Here is a 19,817-nt window from a genome sequence, read left to right on the forward strand (position 1 = left end):
GTCGTTCCGGAGCGCGCAAAGCGCGAACCCGGAACCTCGAAGTTGCGGCGCGAGATTCCGGGTTCAACGCTTCGCGTTGCCCCGGAATGACGAGAGGATAGAGAGCGCCTCTTAGTCCTCAACCCTCGCATCCCTTATCGCCTGCCAGACCTTCGCCGGCGTCAGCGGCGTGTTGAGCTGCTTGATGCCGAGCTCGCTCAACGCATCCATCACGCCGTTGGTGACGCAGGGCGGGCCGCCGATGGCGCCGGATTCGCCGCAGCCCTTGGCGCCCAGCGGGTTAGTGCGGCACGGCCCGGAATCGTCCAGCGTCACGGCAATCGGCGGAATATCGTCAGCGCGCGGCACGCAATAGTCCTGATAGCTGGCGGTGAGTAGCTGCCCTTCCTCGCTGTAGGCGACGCCCTCATAGAGCGCCTGCCCGATGCCCTGGGCGACGCCGCCGTGCACCTGGCCGGTCACCAGCATCGGGTTGACGGCAATGCCGACGTCGTCGACCGTGGTGTAACGCACCACCTTGCTCACCCCGGTTTCCGGATCGATCTCGACCTCGCAAATGTGCGTGCCGTTCGGCCAGCTCGGCCCGTCGACTTCGCCTTCGGAATCGACGGAGAGTCGCGCGCCATCTTCGTTCTTCGCAATCTCGAACAGGCTGATGCGTTTGTCGGTGCCTACCACCGTCAGCCAGCCGTTGCGATATTCGATATCCTCGACGGACGTTTCCAGCACGTTCGAGGCCTTCTCGCGCGCCTTCTGGATCATATCGTTGGTGGAAACCGCAACTGCCGTGCCGCCGACAAACAGCGAGCGCGAGCCGACGCTGCCGAAGCCGGTGGCGAGATCGGTATCGCCCTGCACGACGTCGATCTTGTCCATGGGAATTCCGAGCGTATCGCATACCATTTGCGTGTAAGTGGTCTGCAGGCCCTGCCCCATCGCCATGGTACCGGAATGCAGGATAACGCGGCCTTCCGCGGTCGCGTGCAGGCTGACCTTTTCGGTATGCGCGCGCCCGCCGGTCCATTCGATATAGCTGGTGAGGCCGCGGCCGTAGAGCAGCCCCTTCTTCTTCGCCGTCTTTTTGCGCGCGGCAAAGCCGTCCCAATCCGATAGTTCAGCGGCGCGCGACAGTATATGCGCGAAGGCGCCGGAATCGTAGACCTGGCCGACGGCGTTGGTATAGGGCAGTTGCGCGGGCTTGATGTAATTCACCTTGCGGATGGTGCGTGGGTCCATGCCGATCTGGCGCGCGGCGGCATCCATCAGCCGCTCGACGACGAACACCGCTTCCGGCCGCCCCGCCCCGCGATAGGCACCAACCGGCGCGGTGTTGGTCATCACCGATTTCACCTCGAAATGCACCAGCGGCAGATCGTAGACGCCGGTCTGCACGAACGGCCCGAGCACCAGCGGAATGATGTTCCCAGTCCCCGACGAGTACGCGCCGGTGCCGCCGATCGAGCGGACGCGATAGGCGAGCACGCGGCCCTTGGCGTCGAGCGCGAATTCGCCGGTCGAGGTCAGATCGCGGCCATGTGTGCCGCCGACGAACTCGTCGGTGCGATCGCCGCGCCAGCGGATCTTCTTGTTCAGCTTGGTCGCGGCGTAAGCAACGATGCCGTCTTCGGGATAGAGGCTGGTCTTCTGGCCAAAGCCGCCGCCGATGTCGCCGACCAGCACGCGCACACTATCCTTCGGCCGCTTCAGTATGGATTCCGCGAGCAGGTCCCGGGTCGAGCCGGGCGTTTGCGACTGCACGTGCAGGATCAACCGGCCGGTCTTCTTCTCGATCTCGGCAATCGTCGAGCGAGGCTCCATCGCCGAGGGCACCAGCCGCTGGCTGACCAGGTCGAGCGAGACCGTGTGCGCAGCCTTGGCAAAGGCCTCCTCGACCTTGGCGGCATCGCCGTAGCTCATGACAGCCACGATGTTGTCGGGCGCTTCGGGCCACACCACCGGCGCGCCAGGCTTCACCGCCTCGACAGGGTCGACCACTGAGGGCAGCACCTCGTAGTCGACCACGATCGCTTCGGCCGCGGTCTGCGCCAGCACGCGGGATGTCGCCACCACGGCGGCCACGGCCTCGCCGGCATAGCGAACGACTTCGTGGGCGAGCAAACGCCGCGGCGGCACCGTCATCGGCGAGCCGTCCGGCCGCTTGAAGATCGCAAGCGTGGGGATAGTGCCGATATCGTCCTTGATCAGGTCGGCCCCGGTATAGATCGCTTCGACACCGGGCATCCCGGCGGCGGCTTCGGTATCTATCGAGACGATTTTGGCATGAGCATGGGGTGAGCGCAGCACGTAAAACCACAGCGCGCCCTCCTCCGGCTTGTCGTCGATGAACTGTCCCTTCCCGGTGAGCAGTCGCTGGTCTTCCAAACGCTTGACCGGCTGGCCCGCACCAAACCGCATATTACCGGGAAGAATGTTCATCAGTTTGTCCTTCGAGCTTCCTTGTCAGATCGAGCGGGGTTTTAGCGGTTTTTCCGCAGGAGACAACTCATTCAGCTCACTGTAACAAATGCACCGACGCGCCGGGCGCGGGTGACCGCGAACGGGTATGATTCTGCTGCAGGGGGCTATTAGCCGCGGCTGATATCCACGATATCGACGTTGACATCGCGCGTTTCCGAACCGCGTTTCAGTGTGATGCGGACGCTCTTGCCCGCACCGACCTGCTCGATCTGATCGGTCAGGTCGGAGAGCCGGTGAACCGGCTTACCATCGGCTTGAACGATCACGTCGCCGAGCGCGCCCGAGTTGAAATCCACGCCACGGATGCCGGCCCGTTCGGCCGGACTTCCGGGCGCGGTACGCACGACGATCACCCCTTCGACGCCCATGCGCGTCGCAACGGCTTCACCGGCAGCGACGATGCCGATTCCCGGGGTCGGTACGCGACCATTCTTGATGAGTTCGGGCACGATACGATTGACGATATCGGCCGGAATGGCGAAGCCGATGCCGGCGCTGGAGCCGGAGGGCGAGATGATGGCCGTGTTGACGCCGATCAACCGTCCCGCCGAGTCCAAAAGAGGGCCACCGGAATTGCCGGGATTGATCGCGGTGTCGGTCTGGATCACGTTGGCAATCTCGCGACCGCTGCTGGTCGGCAGCCGCCGCTTGAGCGCGCTGATGATGCCGCTCGTCAGCGATTGATCTAGTCCGAATGGGTTGCCAATCGCGAATGCAATTTGGCCTACCTTGAGGTCGTTAGAACTGCCAAGCGCCACCGGCGGCGGCAGCTGGCGCGGATTCCTGATCCGCAGCACCGCCAGATCGTAGTTCGGTGCTACGCCGACGATTGAAGCTTGGGCCACCTCGCCCGAGGCGAAGCGAACGGCTACCTCGCGGCCATTTTGCACGACGTGATTGTTGGTGACCACATGACCGCTACTGTCCCAGACAAAGCCAGTGCCGGAGGCTGCCGGGCCGGAGGCCGCCGGGCCTTCCTCTTCTTCGAAGGGATTGGCTATGGCGGATCGCGCCGCGACCTGCACGACCGACGGCGAGACTCGCTCGAAAAGCTCTATGTTTGCGCGCTCGGCATCGGACAGCGGACCGCGCTGGTCGACGGTTCGGGCGGTGGTCTTGGTCCATGGGCTGTAGCGAATATTGGAAAGGGTCAGCGCGACCAGTACGGCTGCTATGACGGCTAAAGAAAGCGCGAAGCGACGGTTCATCGGTCACTCATCTGGTAATGCCGCTCGCTTGCAAGGCGCGAAAGCGGGAGGCGGGATTTTCAGCCCGCTGTGGTGTCCGCGTGACAAACGCCCCGGCTGGCCGAAAGTTTCTGGTGTTTCAGAGGCTTGTTGGCGCACTAAAAACCCCCTGTCCTGCATGATCTGGGCAGCATCTAGGCAGCGCGATTTGTCGCGCAAGAAGTAGTCGCCATTGAAACCAAACCTCGCTGTTCCCATTGTCAGGAGACGCAGTCCAGGGCCACGGGCCTTATGGACCAGGTGAATGCGCCGACGCGCTTGCCGCGAGGGCGTGCGCCCGGAGTTCGATCATGAACAACAATTCGATGATGAACAACAAAGCGCGTTTCAATGTCGGCTATGCGATCGCCGCCATCTTTGGCATCTTCATCATTCAATACTTCATTTCAACTGCCAGCCAGATCGCCGTCATCCCCTACAGCGAGTACCAACAGCTGCTGAAGCAGGGGAAGGTCGCGACCGTCGGTATCTCCGACCGGACCTTGCAGGGCACGTTGAAAGAGCCGCTGTCCGGTGGGCAGAAACAGTTCGTCACTACTCGGGTCGATCAGGAGACCGCGCAGGAGCTCGAGAAATACAATGTCCGCTTCACTGGCCAGATCGAGAGCACCTTTCTCCGCGACCTGCTGTCATGGGTCATGCCGGTGCTGCTGTTCTTCGGCCTGTGGTGGTACATCGGCAAACGCACCATGGAAGGCGGAGGTCTCGGCGGCGGGCTGATGGCGATCGGCAAGAGCAAGGCCAAGATCTATGTCGAGTCCGATACCGGCGTGACGTTTGCCGATGTGGCCGGCGTCGACGAAGCCAAGGATGAGCTGCGCGAAGTCGTCGACTTCCTGAAAAATCCGACCGACTATGGACGGCTCGGAGGGCGCATGCCCAAAGGCGTGCTGCTGGTCGGTCCGCCCGGCACCGGCAAGACGCTGCTGGCCAAGGCGGTGGCCGGCGAGGCCAAGGTGCCGTTCTTCTCGATTTCAGGTTCGGAATTCGTCGAGATGTTCGTTGGCGTCGGCGCGGCGCGGGTGCGCGACCTGTTTCAGCAGGCACATCAGAAAGCGCCTGCCATCATCTTCATCGACGAACTCGATGCGCTCGGCCGCGCCCGCGGCATCGGGCCGTTTGCGGGCGGCCACGACGAGAAGGAGCAGACGCTCAATCAGCTTCTGGTCGAACTCGATGGCTTTGACTCGCGCTCCGGCCTCGTCATCCTGGCCGCCACCAACCGGCCTGAAATCCTCGATCCGGCGCTTCTGCGCGCCGGTCGCTTCGACCGCCAGGTGCTGGTCGACCGCCCCGACAAGAAGGGCCGCACCGAAATTCTTAAAGTTCATATGAAGAAGGTGCAGCTCGACTCCGGCGTTGATGCCGAGGCGGTCGCGGCACTGACGCCCGGTTTCACCGGCGCCGATCTTGCCAATCTGGTCAACGAAGCCGCGCTGCTGGCGACGCGGCGCGGCGCCACTGCCGTCGCGATGACCGATTTCAACAACGCCGTCGAGCGCATGGTCGCGGGGCTGGAGAAGCGAAACCGCCTGCTCAATCCGAAGGAGCGCGAGATCGTTGCCTATCACGAGATGGGTCACGCCTTGATCGCGCTGTCGCTGCCCGGCGTCGATCCCGTGCACAAGGTATCGATCATCCCGCGCGGCGTCGGCGCGCTCGGCTACACCATCCAGCGCCCGATCGAAGATCGCTTCCTGATGACCAAGGAGGAACTGGAGAACAAGATGGCGGTGCTGCTCGGCGGCCGGGCGGCGGAGTTGATCGTATTCAACCACCTGTCCACCGGCGCCGCCGACGATCTTCGCCGCGTCACGGATATCGCCCGCAGCATGGTGACGCGCTACGGCATGTCCGAAAAACTCGGCGGCGTCGCCTACGAGCGTGATCCCGGCAACTTCTTGGCCGGGGCCGATCGGCCCTTCCCCACGCGCGAGCGCGATTATGCCGACGAAACCGCTGCGGCAGTCGACGAGGAGGTTCGCGCGATCGTTGATCGGGTGTTCGAACGCGCGCAGGGCATCCTGAAGGCGCGCCGTGCAATCCTGGATCGCGCGGCGAAAAAATTGTTGGAGAAGGAAACCCTGGAGCAGAGCGACCTTGAGGCATTGATACGCGAAACACCGAAGGAGGCGCTGCGGGCGATCTAACCTTATCCGAGATCGCGCAGCGCCGCCTCGACCACCTTGCGCTGCTCGGCCGTCAGCGCCGCCTGCGGCGGGATGGGATCGCCGACCGCGTAACCCTGAATCTCAAGTCCGGCCTTGATGCAGGCGGCCAGGTTGAACCGCGCAAAAGCCTCGTTGATGTGCCATAGCTTGCGCTGCAACGCCATCGCCTCATCCCAGCGCGCCGCCTTGCAAAGATTGTAGAGTTCGACGCTCTGCCGCGGGATGATGCAGGCAGGACCGGCCATCCAGCCCACCCCACCGATCAGCATCACCGCCGCTGGGATATGGGCGGATGCGGAGAACACGCGGATCGCCTGTCCACAGCGATTCATGATCGACAGCAGCCGGCCGGTATTGGTGGAGGCGTCCTTGATATAGCCGATGCGTGGATGGGTCGCGAGCCGCGCGATCACGTCGAGCGTGAGATCGGAGCGCTGGAATTGCGGATTGGTGTAGATCACGACGGGAATGTCGACCGCGTCGGCAATGGCGCGGAAATAGGATTCGACCTGCGCGTCGGCGACCGGGAAGTAAGCTTCCATGATCGCAAGAATTCCGTCGGCGCCGAGCTCTTGATACGCCTTCGCCTGCGCCACCGCATCCGCCGTCGATGTCGAGGCAACCCCGGCGATCACCGGCACGCGGCCATCAGCGGCTTCGATAGTGGCCTGCACGACGCTGGCACGCTGCGCCTGGTTGAGATAGGCGAACTCGCCGGTCGATCCCAGCGGCGTCAGCCCATGCACGCCTGCCTTGATGAGGTCGTCGCAGAGCCGGCCCAGCACTTCGGTGCGGATTTGGCCTGATCCATCGACTGGTGAGACCAGATAGGGAAAGACGCCGTGAAAATCAGCCATGGAAGGAATATGCCTTCAGGAGAGTCCGGACCGCCATGGCTATCCGGAATACCGGCGCAAGACAACGTTTCGCAAACGTGATGACCTGATCCCATCCGCCGAAGCAATGTCATGTTGGCTGCCTTGAGCGGCTGCCGCGCGCGTGGGCCGCGACTCCATATCGGCATCTCAGCTCGATTGAATAGTTGGTCGGATCGATCGTCGGCGGCGGCTCGCCTGCGCAGCGCCTGAAACAACAATCATCATCGCGAGCATAGCGCCGAAATGTCGCGCCGAGGATGCCGTCCTCGATGAGCTTCACGCGCCAAAAGCGCCTGCAGGTTCCGGATCATACCGTCGCACCACTTGCCGGAAAGCAGGGCCCGAGAGGCCGCGTCACGCGCTATGCACGCTGCACCACATGGCCAAAAGATGTCCACAGATGTTCACAGGTTCTAACGATTTAACTCACGATAATTTCACGACTTTCTTCGCACTCTCGCAGCCTTGACCAATCGCGAGAATAGTCTTGATGGCTGTGCAGAAGGTCACTGACGCATCCTCCTTCCGAACTTCCGAGCTCAGTCCGCGCGGCTCTAATCCGCCAGCGACAGTTCCCGGCTTTCGTCACTTCCTCGGCACACCGGCTCCTTCGCAGCGCTTCCGCGCCTTCGGTATCGATCCGCTCGAGTCGCCGTCACACCATGCAAAGCTTCGCGGATTGATGCATCGCCTGTCACGGCGAATGGATGCCGCCATCAAATGGCCGCCACACCAGGCTCGATCGGCGGAACACTGGGAAAATCCCTTCATCCCCTCGGGCTACACTTATCTGCTGCAGTTCATTGCGCATGATTTGGTTCACTCGGCGATTCCGCTTTCGGTCGCGGGAGGGCTCGGCCGAGGGACGACCAATGCCCGTCGTGCGCCGCTTCGGCTTGAAACGCTGTACGGCAGCGGCCCGGTCGGATCACCGCACATCTATGCGCTCGACGCACCGAGCGACGACCGGCGCACCAAGCTGCGGCTCGGGCGAATGCGCTGGAAGGAAAAGCAATCGGCGACCGGCTGCCCATTTCGCGATATCGCACGGACCCCCGCCGAGAACGTGACGGGCATCGATCGCAGCATAGCGGGTGTCCGCATTGCCCTCACCGAAGCGCTGGTTGCCGATCCGCGCAATGACGATCACGCCGTAATGTCCCAGCTCACCACGCTGTTTGCGCTGCTGCACAACGGGCTCGTCGATATCATTCGCCGCCATGAAGGCAATGCCGGGCCAAACGGCCAGTTCGGCGCCGCCTACAAGCGCTTCCTGTGCGCTCGCGGCGCATTGACGGCCATCTATCACAACGTCATCCGCAACGACCTGATGCGACGGGTGATTCATCCGGCGATCTACGCGAGCTACTGCGGGCCTGCCCCGCACTTCATCGACCGTTTCGCACCAACCGACGGTCCTGCGATCGGAGATTGGGAAATTCCGTTCGAGTTTTCGCACGGTGCGTTTCGCTTCGGTCACGCCATGGTGCGGCCCGAATACCAGATCAATGACCGGTCGCTCCACGACCTCAACAATACGCTTGAAAAGAGCTCCGTGAACGACCCGGCAAACATGCCGCTCGACGAAACATGGATGGTGCAATGGTCGCGCTTTTTCGAGATTAACGGCTCGACGCCGAATTTGAGCCGCCGCATCGGACCGCATCTCAGCGATGGACTTGGCAATGACCAGATCTTTCCGGCGTTCGACGAGACGGAACGGGTCGGCCTGCTCTATCGCGACCTGCTCGGCGCGGGCCTCGCCGGCATGTGGTCGGTAGATGCATTGATTGCCGAGATCGGCAGCAGGCAGCCGCATTTCATCGCCACCTCGCGCCTGCTTGCCGACCGCGCCTATCGCGTCAATCAGCTTCGCGAATGGCTCCTTTCGACACCGGCCTACGGCGCACTGACGGATGAGGACATTGAAACCCTTTCGAACGATCCGCCGCTGCCGTTTTTCATCTTGTTCGAGGCGATGCAGCAGACGGAGGGCCTGCAACTCGGGCTGCTGGGTTCGATCATCGTTTCGGAAGTGATATTCGGAGCGCTCGCGAGCGTCCCGCAATCGGCCGGCGGCGGCTCGCTCGCCGACCAACTGGATCTCGTTTCCCGCGAATTTTACCTGACGAACCTACTTCAGGAAGTTCCAGAGATCTCAAACATGGCGCAGTTGGTGGAGTTGACCACCGAAATTGCCGAGCTGCAGCAGGCCGTGCCTGCATTTTTGTGAGCGGAATTGTCCGTCTCGCGCAAACCGGAGGAGTAGAAACTATGGCCCTCGAAAGAATGCAAGTGACCAACCATGAGCGCTGGGGCAACCTCGTAAAGACCTGGTCGACGGGCAAGAACTATCTTGACGACGACAACGAGTATCCGATCCCGACCACCGTCGAGGAATTCAAGGAGCAACTCGCCAAGGCGCAGGTGTTCATGACGGTGCCGGATCGCTACACGAAGGTGAAGTTCGTCGAGCAGCAGATGGACACGATCGTGGTGCGCTTGCCGCCCGCCGTGGCGATCGCGGATTCCGAAGAGAAGCTCAGCAAGCCGGGCGCGACCTATCCGCTTCCGCCGTTCTACAAGCGGCTGTTCAACGGGATGGATCCCGTAATTCCGGAAGCCGACAAGTTCAAGGTGCATGCCGAGCGTATCGGCGATTACACAATTAGCTTCTGCGCCTAGTCAGAGCTGGACGATATCCCCGACAGGAAGCCCTGCGCCGAGCAAACCTCGACGAAGGGTTTCCTGTCGCTCTCTCACGCTAATCGGGTGAGCCTGCATGACCCACCGCACGACAGCCTCGTCGGTCGGGGTCGATGTACCGACCCAAAACGAGCGTAATCCATTCACGAAGCGCTGAGCTTCTTCGCGCGCCTTCCCCAACTCCCCAAGATAGAACAGCGCGGCGGTTCGCCATGCGGGCAATGTCCGCCCGACGCCATTGGCGCGGTCGCAGGCCTCAACGGCGCCTGCGTAGTCGCCGCATAGAAAGCGAATGGTGCAATGATAAGCCCATTCAAGATAGGAAGGCGCAGGTGAGAGCGTCAGCGCTTGATCGGCCCTGAGCCGGGCCTGCTCGATTGATCCGCAAAAGACCTCATAGTGAGCGCTCGACAGCAACGTCCACGGGTCGTTGTCATTGAGCTCGCAGGCAAGCGCCATATGCGGCGCAGCTTCGGCTTCTCGAAGCGCCATCACATAGGACCAGCCGCAGCACAGATGCGCCCTGGAATCGACCGGGTCCAGTTGAACGGCGGTCTTCGCCAGTTCAAGAGTGGCCTTGGCCTTTTCCAGATCGCGAAAGATCCCGGGATGGACCAGATGTTCGATGTTGTTCATCTGCACGAGGCTGCTGTAGCAGGGCGAGAAACCCGGATTGTCGCGGATCGCATCGCGAAAGATGGCGACCGCCCGCCGCCAGCTTTCGGGATCGAACTTCGACATCAGGCTCTGTCCGCGCAGCCAGCGGTCATGCAGGTCGAGCGATACGTCAGGCTCGCCGGCCAACCGCATCAAACGTTCGGTCGAGAGCTGCACGTTCAGCGAGGTGGCGATGCGGCGGATGATGCGCTGCTGTGTTTCGAACCAGTTGCCGAGGCCGAGCCGGAAGCTTTCGCTCCAGACATAAATCCCGGTGGTATCATCCCGAAGCACCATCACGATGTTGATTTCGGCACCCGCCTGGTAGGCGGTGGTCTCGATGCAGTATTGCGGAGACGTACCCGCCGGAAGCACGAGGGCCGCCGGAGGACGATCGACGACGCTCCATTCCCGGAAGCGCACGAGACAGGCCGCGAGATGCTGGGAGAACCCCTGCACCAGATGGCTGTGGTCCTCGTCGACACCGTGCATCGCAAAGGGCCGCAGCACCAGGCGCGTCTTGGCAGGCGCATTGACCGGTGGCGACATCGGGACGACCGGCTGGAGAGCGGTCGCTCTGACCATCCTGACAGCGAATTCGTCATTCGCTGCCGAGGCGGTCCGATCGGCCGGCGCGCGCTCCATAATACCAAGCTTGATGTTAGCAACGAGTTCTTCGGTGGCCGACGACGGCTCCATGGCGTAGTCGCGATCGAGCAGGTCCCACAGCGCCTTGTAGATGCGCAGCGCGCCGGCAATATCGCCTTCTTCCGCATGCGTCCGCATCAGATAGCGGCAGGCGTATTCATGGGTCGGATCGAGATTGACGATCGCGGCCGCGATCCTCTTTTTGGATTCGTCGGGAACGCTTGCGGAGGTCAAGCCTTCGTCGAGATTGCGCATCAGCCGTTCATGGATGGTCTGCCGCTTGGCCAGCACCCACACCCGGAACGACGGGTCGAGATCGTCCATTCCTTCGAGCAACCGCCCGTCGAGCTGCGGGGTATCGAGCAGCAGCGGATGAACGCGCCCGCCTTCGGCGAGCTGAATCACGCTTTCGATATCGACTTCGATTCGTCCGACGTCGAGGCCGATCAGCAGCCGCTCCGCGATGAAACCGTCATAGCCGACCTCCTCAAGCAACGATCGCAGTTCGCGGACGACCTGACGCAACGAGGCACGCGCCTTTTCCTCGTCGGAGCGGCTCCACAGCAGGCCGACCAACCGCTCGCGGCTCTCCTGCTTGGTCTCTGACAGCGCGAGATAGCTAAGGACCGCACCGGCCTTGCGGGTTCGCAATTCGATCGGCCGGCCGTTAAGCCGCAGGCCGAGCCGCCCGACCAGCGATACCGATAGACGCGGAGCGCTTTCGGGCGCCGCCGCGGCATTGTCTGATGTCATCGCGTTGGCACTAGCCGGCATGAAACGGTTTCCGGAACCGGTTGGTTAATTCCCGCCACTCTATATCAAAGGGACACCTCCGGTATAGGTTGCGCCACCCCCACTTCGCGCCATCGCATCCTGCAGCCTGGCCGTGACGATTTCGGATGGCTCGAGTTGCAGGCCTGGGGCAATCACGCGGACGACCGGAACGGCAAAACGCTGGCGCGTGAGTTCGAGGTAGAACGTCTCGATGCCGACCTTTTCCAAACGCTGTACGATCAATCCAAATATGACGCTCGCCTCAGTTGCGGGAAAGGGCAGATGGGCCGCGCACTCTGCGACCGGCTGCAGCAATCTGCAGTCGTCAGCATCGATTGCGGCGCGCTGCAGGTGGATGCGGTCCTGTGCGTTGAGCGCGTCATCGCCGCGTTCACTGCGTTTGGCTGCGACGACGATGTCGGCCAATTCGAGCTGGCACATTTCCAGGATCGCCGAGCGGACCGCAGCCTCAAGCGCCGGCCGCGCGGCGAGGCCGAAGGCGAAACCGGAACCGTCCGCCCGGCAGGAGACCGCCGCGACGCAGGGCACGCCGATATCAGTCGTAATGTCGAGCAGCCATGTCCGGCGCGGCGCCGGTGCGCCATGCCGAAGCTGCCGCAACAACCCCTCCGCCGCGATGCCCGCTTCATGCTGCGGCGGAATCGACCGCGGCAACTGACCGCCTTGCCACCACAGGCTAGCTGCATCGCGCTCGATCAATTCCAAAAGTCCATGCAGTGCTGCGGCGTCTCGTGACGGACCGGCGGCCGATCCGATGCTCAGCGGGAACGGCGGCGCAAACTCGCGTTGCGCTGGTGGTCGCCGCAGGCAGATGTCCGCCGGAAGCCACACCTCGGCTCGGTCAGGCAGCCTTGTTGCGCGACACCAGGAAAGCGCTCGCTCCGGTTGCATGCGGCGTTCCGAAAGGGCAGCGACCAGCTCCAGCGCCTTCGGACCGAGTTTTCCGGCCCAATCGTCGACGCCGCGTTTGAGCAACAGGTCGGTTCCGGTCTGCAATTGAGAGAGGTACTCGATGCCCTCGCCGATGCAGCTCTGAAACGCTTCCCGCAACGTCGGACCGACGCCGGAAACGCCGACCAGGGGGCTTCCGTCATGCAAGGGATCAGCAAGCGCTGGATCGAATTGCGCGCCAAAGCTGATCAGGCCAGGCGCATCGGGCGAGGCCAGTTCGAACACGCGCGCAAATCGGGAAGCAGCGATCAGCAAATGAGCGCGATTCGCGAGCTGCGAATCAATCCCGTTGCTGGATTCTTCGGCATATTCCAGCGCTTCAAGGATGAGTCTGGCATCGTGATCGCCGACTGCGTCCACATCGTTGCCAAGAAGCAACGATGCAGCGCGCGCAAACAATTCCTGCATCGAATTTTCGGTACCGCTCACGGTGACCTCACGACTTGACGTGCAGACTCCGGACGTGAGGCCAGTCCGCCCTCGCCCTGGAGGAACTTATGCTCGCGAAAGCCTTCGTCATAGCCATGGCAGCAGATATTGCTCGATCGGATTACGCCAAGCCGACCTTGATTCGTAGCCGCAGCCGCGAGTGGCTGATCGCCTGCCGTTGGGGACCGGAGGGTGAATATCTTTCGATTGCGACAGCCGGCCCGATCACGGAGCCTCTCGCATTGGTTGCACCGCAGGCGATTGCGCCAATCCACAGCCTGGTCGGCGTGCTGGTTTCCGAATCGGAGACGCAATCCACCAGCACATTCCTGCTGGTGCGCCAGCTGCCTGCTGCGATCGAGCTTGCCGGCACGTTTTTTCCGGCCGACGGATACGTGCTGCTGCAGGATCACGGCGATATCGATCTCGTCTGCAAGACGCGCTATTCGCATAGCTGCGGCTGGCTCGACGGCAAGGAGATCCGCAAGGACATTCCTGATCCGGCACCCTATTCGGCTGAGGCGATGTCCTGGCATATCGAAGCAACACGCCGTGACTGGATCGGCGAGTTCATTCCCGGCAGCAGGCCGCCGGAGCGGTTTGCGATGCGCGCGACCGGCTGAAGCCGCGATCTCCCGTATCAAACGGGGCGGCACGAGATTGCCGCACGTCTCGCTACGGAAGACTATCCCCGCGAGGGAAACCTCCGCCGCTCATCGCGATCGACAGTATTCAGCCGGGCAACCGTGGCCCTCGCCCCGGGCGTTCGATCGGCGATGCTTTCAACCAGCTTGGCGACGCAAAGCCGCACGCGCGGGCTGGCCACTCGCGCATAGGCCTTGAGAACGCGCAATGCGCCTGGCTTGACGAGCAAATGAACCGGTGAATTCAAGCCGGGAGATCCGCGCTGGGAAGATTCGAACAACTCACCGACCGGGACGCCGAGTACGGAAGCGATTTGCGCCAACCGGCTCGCACCAACCCGGTTGGCGCCCCGTTCGTATTCTGCACCTGTTGAAAGGTCACGCCGATGCGTTCCGCAAGCATGGCTTGGCTGATGCCGCGGTTGACGCGAAACATACGAATCCTGGCGCCCACCATCGCATCAAGCGGGCCAGACTTCCTCGTCGCCATGGGTTGGCTCCCCAGCTATTCAAGCTGGGGGATCCTAGCACAACCTCCGGGAGATGAAGGCGCTAATTTGCGATCCTGGGAAGCAATTTTATTCGCTTCTCCTCAGTGACATGCTCGATGGTCAACCGGCCCTTCGGGTCGATCGCTGCCTTCATGGCCGGCGGGTGACCGGTTTCAAGGAAATGCTGCAGGGCGGCACGGCTCTCGTCCGAGAGCGCAAACAGCCCGCGCATTAATTCAAAGAAGCCAGGTTCTTCCGCTACATAGAGCAGCTCGCGCAATTCCGCGCCGGTATATTGCCCCAAGGCCGTTACAAGCCATTCGGTTTGATCGTTCGGATCGCTCTCCGGCACGCGATTCAGATAGTAGACAACCGATTCCGCACTCATTTCATCCCCCGCTACCTCGCGATAGCTCACAGGCCGCCCGTTCGGTACGGCTTTCTGGCAGCTAACTCCCGAGCCTAACACTGCGTGGGCTCTCGTGATTTCAGCGTGATCGCCAGCGCAACGGTGACCGAAATTCCGTTCCGGAGTTCCAGGCTGTGCCGAACTGGCGCAGGCTGCGCAGCCGGGCGCAATAATCTTCCGCCGTGCCAGGGCGGTCAGGCATTCCCGTTACGAACCGCCCAATCTGCCTCACCGCGGCAGTCAGAAAGCCTTTGCAATAGCCTGCTGGGCGTCCTGCTGAATCGACTTCAGGTGATTCTGATCCCGAAAACTCTCGGCATAGATCTTGTAGACGTCTTCGGTGCCCGATGGCCGCGCGGCGAACCATCCCGCTTCGGACTCCACCTTGATGCCACCGAACGATTGATCGTTACCCGGCGCCCGGGTCCGAATCGCGCTGACCGGCTCACCTGCAAGCTGGTGCATGTTGAGCTGCTCCGGCCCGAGTGCCTTTAGTGCGCTCTTCTGTTTGGGCGTCGCCGGCACGTCAATCCGCTCGTAGAAGGGTACGCCGAGTTCGGCGCTCAGGGCGGCAAACTGCTGGCTCGGATCGCGGCCGGTGCGACCGAGGATTTCAGCGGCGAGCAACCCCATCACCATGCCGTCCTTGTCGGTCGTCCAGACGGAGCCGTCGCGCTTGAGGAACGACGCGCCGGCGCTTTCCTCGCCCGCGAATCCGAAGCCGCCGGTGCCAAGGCCATCGACGAACCATTTGAAACCGACCGGGGTTTCGACCAGCTTCCGGTTCAGCTTTTTCGCGACACGGTCGATGATCGAACTGGAGACGATGGTCTTGCCGATGGCGGCCTTGCTGCCCCATTGCGGCCGATGCGCGAACAGGTACGCGATCGCCACCGCGAGAAAATGGTTCGGATTCATCAGCCCGCCGGTGCGCGTCACGATGCCGTGCCGATCGGCGTCGGTATCGTTGGCAAAGGCAACGTCGAACCTGTCGCGCATCTGGATCAGGCTTGCCATCGCGAACGGCGAGGAACAATCCATCCGGATCTTTCCATCCCAGTCCGCCGTCATGAAGCGAAACGTCGGGTCGACGGCGTCATTGACGATGGTCGCATCGATCCCATAACGCTCGATCAGCGGCGCCCAGTAGTGAACGGCGGCACCACCAAGCGGATCGATGCCGATCTTGACGCCGGAGGACTTGATCAGCGCCATGTCCACGGCATTGCCGAGATCGGCGACATAGGGACTGACATAGTCGTGCAGATGCGTCGTGGGCGCCTTGCGGGCGCGTGCATACGGCATCCGCGCAACGCCGTTCATGTCGGCTTCCATGTAGGCGTTGGCGGCTTTTTCAACCTTGGCCGTTACGTCGGTATCGGCCGGTCCGCCATGCGGCGGGTTATATTTGTACCCGCCATCCTCGGGCGGATTGTGCGAGGGCGTGATGACGACGCCATCGGCGAGTTCGCTCGTTCGCCCCTTGTTGTAACTCAGGATCGCATGCGAGATGACGGGCGTGGGCGTGTAGCCGCCGCGCTCGTCAATCATGATGTCGACGCCGTTGGCGGCAAACACTTCCACCGCGCTCACCAGCGCCGGCTCCGCAAGCGCATGGGTATCGATGCCGATGAACAGCGGACCGTTCAGTCCCGTCTCGCGACGGTGATCGCAGATCGCCTGCGTCGTTGCCAAGATGTGATTTTCATTGAACGAGTTCTTCAACGACGTCCCGCGATGTCCCGAGGTGCCGAACGCAACGCGCTGGGTGGGATCGGACGGATTCGGCTTCGACGCAAAATAAGCCGTTATCAACCGCGGTACGTTGACAAGGGAGACGGGATCGACCGGTTTGCCGGCAGCGGGATTGGGGGCAGTCACATGACCTCACGGAATGGGTGGTTTCGCCGGACTATAAGTGCAAGCGATAGCCTGGGCAAAATCGGGCGTAACGTCTCCAGCGCAAGCCGATGCCATCTTTAGTAAACGCCGCGCTGCCGGGGCGGTTTCCTGGCACCTTGTGCGAAATACGGATTATTGAAGCATTGAGCCCCGCGACCCGATGCGGACGCGGCGCACTGCCCCAGCGAGCCAAAGCTGCAGTCGATATGACCGCCACCAAAGGCGTAGGTTTGCAGGCAAACCGGGTAGTTTGGATCATAGGTCTGGGCGGATGCGGGCGCGGACGCCAAGATCGTTCCGAGCGTCAGAATCGTGCTAGCCAATACGCGCATTGGGAGCTCCTTCGGGACAACCGACAAGACAATGTAAGCTTGGTCCGTATCTCAGACTGACGCAAGGTTGGCCGACGCGTCGCAACCCGCCTGGTAATCTTTCAACGCAAGGCGCAGATCGTCAGGCAACACGACCGATTTGTGATCCACTAGCGAGGTCGTCACGGTCACGAAGGTGGCCCGTACACATTCGGCGCCATCCTTGAACGCGTGAACCGTGAGTTTTACTGAGGTGCGTCCGATGTCGCGCACGATGACTGCGACGTCGAGAACGTCGCCCATGCTGCTGGGCTTGGCGAAATCCGCCGAAACATGCGCATAGCCGAGGCCGGTTCGCCGTGTTCTGACCAGCTCATGATAGGGAAGCCCCAGCGCATCGCCGTACCAATCCTCAATCACGCCGTTGAACAAGTTGAGATATTCCGGGGTGTAGACGATCCCGGCCGGATCGCAGGAGCCGAAGCGCACTGAAAGCCGCATGCGCCAGATACCGCTCGGCAACTCGGAGAGCGTCAGAGGTTCAAAACGGGCCATGGATCGGGCTCATTTTAGTTTAGGCATAAACTATTATCTCATAGCTGGGTCGGGCATGCAAAGTCGAGTATTGAATCTCAGCACGGCGTTTTCTGCTCCCTATCGCGAATTCAGCATCGGAGCGCAACGCCGCATTTCCGGACAAATTGGCCGCTTCTCAAGAGTTTGATTTGGCCCTAAAGGATTTTCGGTGCGCTGCAGAATCTGATTGCCGATCCGTCTAGCTGCACAACGGAACGTCGGGAGACATGGATTGATGGCCGGCAAGGAGCTCGCGCTGATCGACGACGAGAACATGACTGAGCAGGATACGGACAACCGGGCCCAGGTCAGGGCTTGGCTTCGCCTCCTTGCCTGTACATCCTTGATCGGCGCCGAGCTGCGGCGCCATTTCCGCGAAGAGTTTGACTTCACGATGCCACGCTTCGACGTGCTGGCACAGCTCGATCGCGAGCCCGTCGGGCTGGTGCTGGGTGAGCTGCCGAAGCGCCTGATGGTCACGGCCGGAAATCTGACGCCGATCGTGGATCGCCTGGTCGAAGACGGCTTTATCACGCGGTCGCCGTCGCCGCTCGACCGTCGCGTGCAGATCGTCTGCATGACGGCCGATGGCAGGAAGGCGTTCAGACGGATGGCGAAGAAGCACGCCCTCTGGCTGGCTTTGCTGCTTGCCGGGTTTCCGAAAGGACGGCTTGATGGGTTGGTCAGGGAGCTCGACGATCTGAAGAACGCCGTGAAGCAAGCGACGGACCAAGCCCGCGCCTGATCTTAACGACGCAGTTTGTATCCGGCGGCATCGCGGTCCCAGGTGTCGGGAGTCTTCCCAGCCTCGCGCAGCCCGACCTTGCGTATCTTGCCGTTCTCGGTCAACGGCATCTCGGTGACGATCCGGACAAAGCGCGGAATCGCGAAATAGGCCATCTTGCCCTCGCAGTGCCTGACGACATCGATCGGCTCAAGCTCATGCGCGGGTTCGAGCTGGACGGCCGCCGCAACCTCGTCTTCGCCGACTTCGGACGGCAGGGGATAGACGGCGCACGCGGCGATTGCCGGATGCTTCAGCAACACCTGCTCCACCTCCCAGGACGAAACATTCTCGCCGCGTCGACGGATGGAATCCTTCATTCGGTCGACGAAACGGTAGTGGCCGTCCGCATCGCGTACGACACGGTCACCGGTGCGAAACCACTCATTCCGCCAGGCTTCGGCCGTCTTGTCCGGCATTGCGAAATATCCCGTCGCAAACGCGAGCGGCTCGCGCGCGCGCAATAGCAGCTCGCCGGCCTCGCCGTCAGGCAGGGGGTCGTCCTCGGAGTTGACGATGCAAGCCTCCACGCCTTCGACGAGATAGCCCATGGTGCCGGGGCGATCGGACGGGATCGTGCCCGCGAATACGAAATTCGTTTCGGTTGAGCCGTAGCCGTCGAGCAACGGCACGCCGAAGCGCTCAAGAAACGGGCCGTGAAATTGGCCGGGAACGCCGCCACCGAGCGCGACCCGCAGGAAATGCGCGGTATCGCCGGCAGATTTTGGCTGTGCCAGCAGCATCACGGCCATCGCGCCCAAGAGATAGCCGATTGTCGCCTGATGCCGTCGCGCCGCCGCCCAGAAGCCGGAGGCGGAGAATTTCGGCTCGATCACGTAGGTGCAGCCGTTGAGGAGCGCCTGATAGGACGCGTTCAGGGCGTTGGTATGAAACAGCGGCAGCGTCGTGAATAGGACGTCGCCTTCGCGAATGTCGAGCGCACGCGCCGAATAGACGCCCCACCAGAACATCTGCGCCTGTGGGCAGCAAACGCCCTTGGAAGGACCTGTGGTGCCCGACGTATAGAGGATCGCGACCGTGTCGCCCGGCCGGACCGGCGCGGGCGGAGCTTCGTCGCCGAGCACGGGCAACGGCAAGATCGAGCCCGGCGCGACCGGAGACGCGACACCTTCGCCGATTGTCCAGACAGTATCCGGCGGCGCGACATCGCTTTCCAGCGTTTCGAGGGCCGGCACAAAGCAGGACTCGATCGCCAGCAGCTTCGGCGTCGAGTTGCGCAAGATATGGCTGAGCTGGATGCCGCGCAGTGCGGTGTTGATCGGCACGGTCACGGCGCCCATCCACGCGCAGCCGAGATAGATTTCCAGAAACTCCGGCCGGTTCGAGCACATCAGGGCCACGCGGTCGCCGGCGCGAATTCCAGCCTGCGTCAAGCGGGCAGCCGATGCAGCGGCAATTGCAGCCGTTTCAGCATAGCTCCATCGTGTTTCGCCAAAGACAAATAGGGTGCGGTCGCGATACTGCGCGGCCTGCCGCGTCAGAATGGTCGAGAGAATTCGATCCGCTGGCGGAAACCGCGCAGCCGCCTGCGGCCAGATCGACCCACGCCGCCGCTGCCCGGCCGCGGAACCATCACCTGACTCCATACGCACCTCCTACTTCCAAGGCTAGTCTCCAAGGTTCGCCGGGCAGATCTGCGATAGATCGCTATTGGCCCGCAATATAGTTTAGGCTTAAAGTATTCGACGAAGACCGCTGCAGCAAGTGCTGCGTGCGGGC

15 protein-coding genes are annotated in these 19,817 nt (G+C 62.2%); 5 read left to right on the forward strand and 10 right to left on the reverse strand.

The window, feature by feature from the left end:
• Positions 1-111: 111 nt before the first annotated feature.
• Both IVA95_RS33620 and IVA95_RS33625 read right to left on the reverse strand, forming a co-directional pair.
• Complete coding sequence (locus IVA95_RS33620) at positions 112-2,436, reverse strand: xanthine dehydrogenase family protein molybdopterin-binding subunit (RefSeq protein ID WP_247514412.1); 2,325 nt, start codon at positions 2,434-2,436, stop codon at positions 112-114.
• Positions 2,437-2,585: 149 nt separating this feature from the next.
• Positions 2,586-3,686 (reverse strand): trypsin-like peptidase domain-containing protein, encoded by a 1,101-nt coding sequence (locus tag IVA95_RS33625; RefSeq protein ID WP_247514413.1) that lies wholly within the window; start codon positions 3,684-3,686, stop codon positions 2,586-2,588.
• 347 nt (positions 3,687-4,033) lie between these two features.
• On the opposite strand from IVA95_RS33625, the gene ftsH reads away from it, so the two are divergent.
• Positions 4,034-5,875, forward strand: coding sequence for an ATP-dependent zinc metalloprotease FtsH (ftsH, locus tag IVA95_RS33630; protein WP_247514500.1), 1,842 nt, complete (start codon positions 4,034-4,036; stop codon positions 5,873-5,875).
• Between the two features lie 2 nt (positions 5,876-5,877).
• Here the strand turns inward: ftsH and IVA95_RS33635 are convergent, their stop codons facing one another.
• Positions 5,878-6,753, reverse strand: coding sequence for a dihydrodipicolinate synthase family protein (locus IVA95_RS33635; RefSeq protein ID WP_247514414.1), 876 nt, complete (start codon positions 6,751-6,753; stop codon positions 5,878-5,880).
• A 511-nt stretch (positions 6,754-7,264) separates the two neighbouring features.
• On the opposite strand from IVA95_RS33635, the gene IVA95_RS33640 reads away from it, so the two are divergent.
• The gene (locus IVA95_RS33640) at positions 7,265-9,007 is read left to right on the forward strand and encodes a peroxidase family protein (protein ID WP_247514415.1); all 1,743 of its coding nucleotides are present in this window, start codon (positions 7,265-7,267) and stop codon (positions 9,005-9,007) included.
• 41 nt (positions 9,008-9,048) lie between these two features.
• On the forward strand, positions 9,049-9,459 hold the full coding sequence (locus tag IVA95_RS33645) for a hypothetical protein (RefSeq protein ID WP_171583683.1): 411 nt from the start codon (positions 9,049-9,051) through the stop codon (positions 9,457-9,459).
• Here the strand turns inward: IVA95_RS33645 and IVA95_RS33650 are convergent, their stop codons facing one another.
• Entirely contained in the window at positions 9,460-11,559 is a 2,100-nt protein-coding gene (locus tag IVA95_RS33650; RefSeq protein ID WP_247514416.1) for a BTAD domain-containing putative transcriptional regulator, read from the reverse strand. It abuts the gene before it with no gap.
• A gap of 39 nt (positions 11,560-11,598) precedes the next feature.
• Positions 11,599-12,960 (reverse strand): YcaO-like family protein, encoded by a 1,362-nt coding sequence (locus tag IVA95_RS33655; protein WP_247514417.1) that lies wholly within the window; start codon positions 12,958-12,960, stop codon positions 11,599-11,601.
• Positions 12,961-13,028: 68 nt separating this feature from the next.
• On the opposite strand from IVA95_RS33655, the gene IVA95_RS33660 reads away from it, so the two are divergent.
• Complete coding sequence (locus IVA95_RS33660; protein WP_213251906.1) at positions 13,029-13,583, forward strand: hypothetical protein; 555 nt, start codon at positions 13,029-13,031, stop codon at positions 13,581-13,583.
• 573 nt (positions 13,584-14,156) lie between these two features.
• Here the strand turns inward: IVA95_RS33660 and IVA95_RS33665 are convergent.
• The 4 genes from IVA95_RS33665 to IVA95_RS33680 all read right to left on the reverse strand — a co-directional run bounded on the left by IVA95_RS33665 (position 14,157) and on the right by IVA95_RS33680 (position 17,272).
• Positions 14,157-14,513 carry a hypothetical protein gene (locus IVA95_RS33665; RefSeq protein WP_247514418.1) on the reverse strand — a complete coding sequence of 119 codons (357 nt, stop codon included), beginning with the start codon at positions 14,511-14,513 and terminating at the stop codon, positions 14,157-14,159.
• A gap of 231 nt (positions 14,514-14,744) precedes the next feature.
• Positions 14,745-16,385 (reverse strand): phosphoglucomutase (alpha-D-glucose-1,6-bisphosphate-dependent), encoded by a 1,641-nt coding sequence (gene pgm, locus IVA95_RS33670; protein ID WP_247514419.1) that lies wholly within the window; start codon positions 16,383-16,385, stop codon positions 14,745-14,747.
• A gap of 98 nt (positions 16,386-16,483) precedes the next feature.
• Positions 16,484-16,738 carry a DUF3551 domain-containing protein gene (locus tag IVA95_RS33675; protein ID WP_247514420.1) on the reverse strand — a complete coding sequence of 85 codons (255 nt, stop codon included), beginning with the start codon at positions 16,736-16,738 and terminating at the stop codon, positions 16,484-16,486.
• 51 nt (positions 16,739-16,789) lie between these two features.
• Positions 16,790-17,272, reverse strand: a complete 483-nt coding sequence (locus IVA95_RS33680; protein WP_247514421.1) for a thioesterase family protein — start codon at positions 17,270-17,272, stop codon at positions 16,790-16,792.
• A gap of 256 nt (positions 17,273-17,528) precedes the next feature.
• Between IVA95_RS33680 and IVA95_RS33685 the strand changes: the two genes are divergently transcribed.
• The gene (locus tag IVA95_RS33685; RefSeq protein WP_247514422.1) at positions 17,529-18,038 is read left to right on the forward strand and encodes a MarR family transcriptional regulator; all 510 of its coding nucleotides are present in this window, start codon (positions 17,529-17,531) and stop codon (positions 18,036-18,038) included.
• A 2-nt stretch (positions 18,039-18,040) separates the two neighbouring features.
• Here the strand turns inward: IVA95_RS33685 and IVA95_RS33690 are convergent, their stop codons facing one another.
• A complete protein-coding gene (locus tag IVA95_RS33690) occupies positions 18,041-19,684 on the reverse strand; it encodes an ATP-dependent acyl-CoA ligase (protein WP_247514423.1) in 1,644 nt (547 codons plus the stop codon).
• Between the last annotated feature and the right edge of the window lie 133 nt (positions 19,685-19,817).

The organism is Bradyrhizobium sp. 157 (assembly GCF_023073815.1).
In the GTDB taxonomy this organism is placed as follows: Bacteria; Pseudomonadota; Alphaproteobacteria; order Rhizobiales; family Xanthobacteraceae; genus Bradyrhizobium.

What these genes read in the sequence shown, in the direction of transcription:
- IVA95_RS33645 (WP_171583683.1), top strand. Translation starts at nt 9,049, where the DNA reads ATGGCCCTCGAAAGAATGCAAGTGACCAACCATGAGCGCTGGGGCAAC.
- IVA95_RS33660 (WP_213251906.1), top strand. Translation starts at nt 13,029, where the DNA reads ATGCTCGCGAAAGCCTTCGTCATAGCCATGGCAGCAGATATTGCTCGA.
- ftsH (WP_247514500.1), top strand. Translation starts at nt 4,034, where the DNA reads ATGAACAACAAAGCGCGTTTCAATGTCGGCTATGCGATCGCCGCCATC.
- IVA95_RS33650 (WP_247514416.1), bottom strand. Translation starts at nt 11,559, where the DNA reads ATGCCGGCTAGTGCCAACGCGATGACATCAGACAATGCCGCGGCGGCG.
- IVA95_RS33690 (WP_247514423.1), bottom strand. Translation starts at nt 19,684, where the DNA reads ATGGAGTCAGGTGATGGTTCCGCGGCCGGGCAGCGGCGGCGTGGGTCG.
- IVA95_RS33620 (WP_247514412.1), bottom strand. Translation starts at nt 2,436, where the DNA reads ATGAACATTCTTCCCGGTAATATGCGGTTTGGTGCGGGCCAGCCGGTC.
- IVA95_RS33640 (WP_247514415.1), top strand. Translation starts at nt 7,265, where the DNA reads ATGGCTGTGCAGAAGGTCACTGACGCATCCTCCTTCCGAACTTCCGAG.
- IVA95_RS33680 (WP_247514421.1), bottom strand. Translation starts at nt 17,272, where the DNA reads ATGGCCCGTTTTGAACCTCTGACGCTCTCCGAGTTGCCGAGCGGTATC.
- IVA95_RS33685 (WP_247514422.1), top strand. Translation starts at nt 17,529, where the DNA reads ATGGCCGGCAAGGAGCTCGCGCTGATCGACGACGAGAACATGACTGAG.
- IVA95_RS33635 (WP_247514414.1), bottom strand. Translation starts at nt 6,753, where the DNA reads ATGGCTGATTTTCACGGCGTCTTTCCCTATCTGGTCTCACCAGTCGAT.
- IVA95_RS33625 (WP_247514413.1), bottom strand. Translation starts at nt 3,686, where the DNA reads ATGAACCGTCGCTTCGCGCTTTCTTTAGCCGTCATAGCAGCCGTACTG.
- IVA95_RS33675 (WP_247514420.1), bottom strand. Translation starts at nt 16,738, where the DNA reads ATGCGCGTATTGGCTAGCACGATTCTGACGCTCGGAACGATCTTGGCG.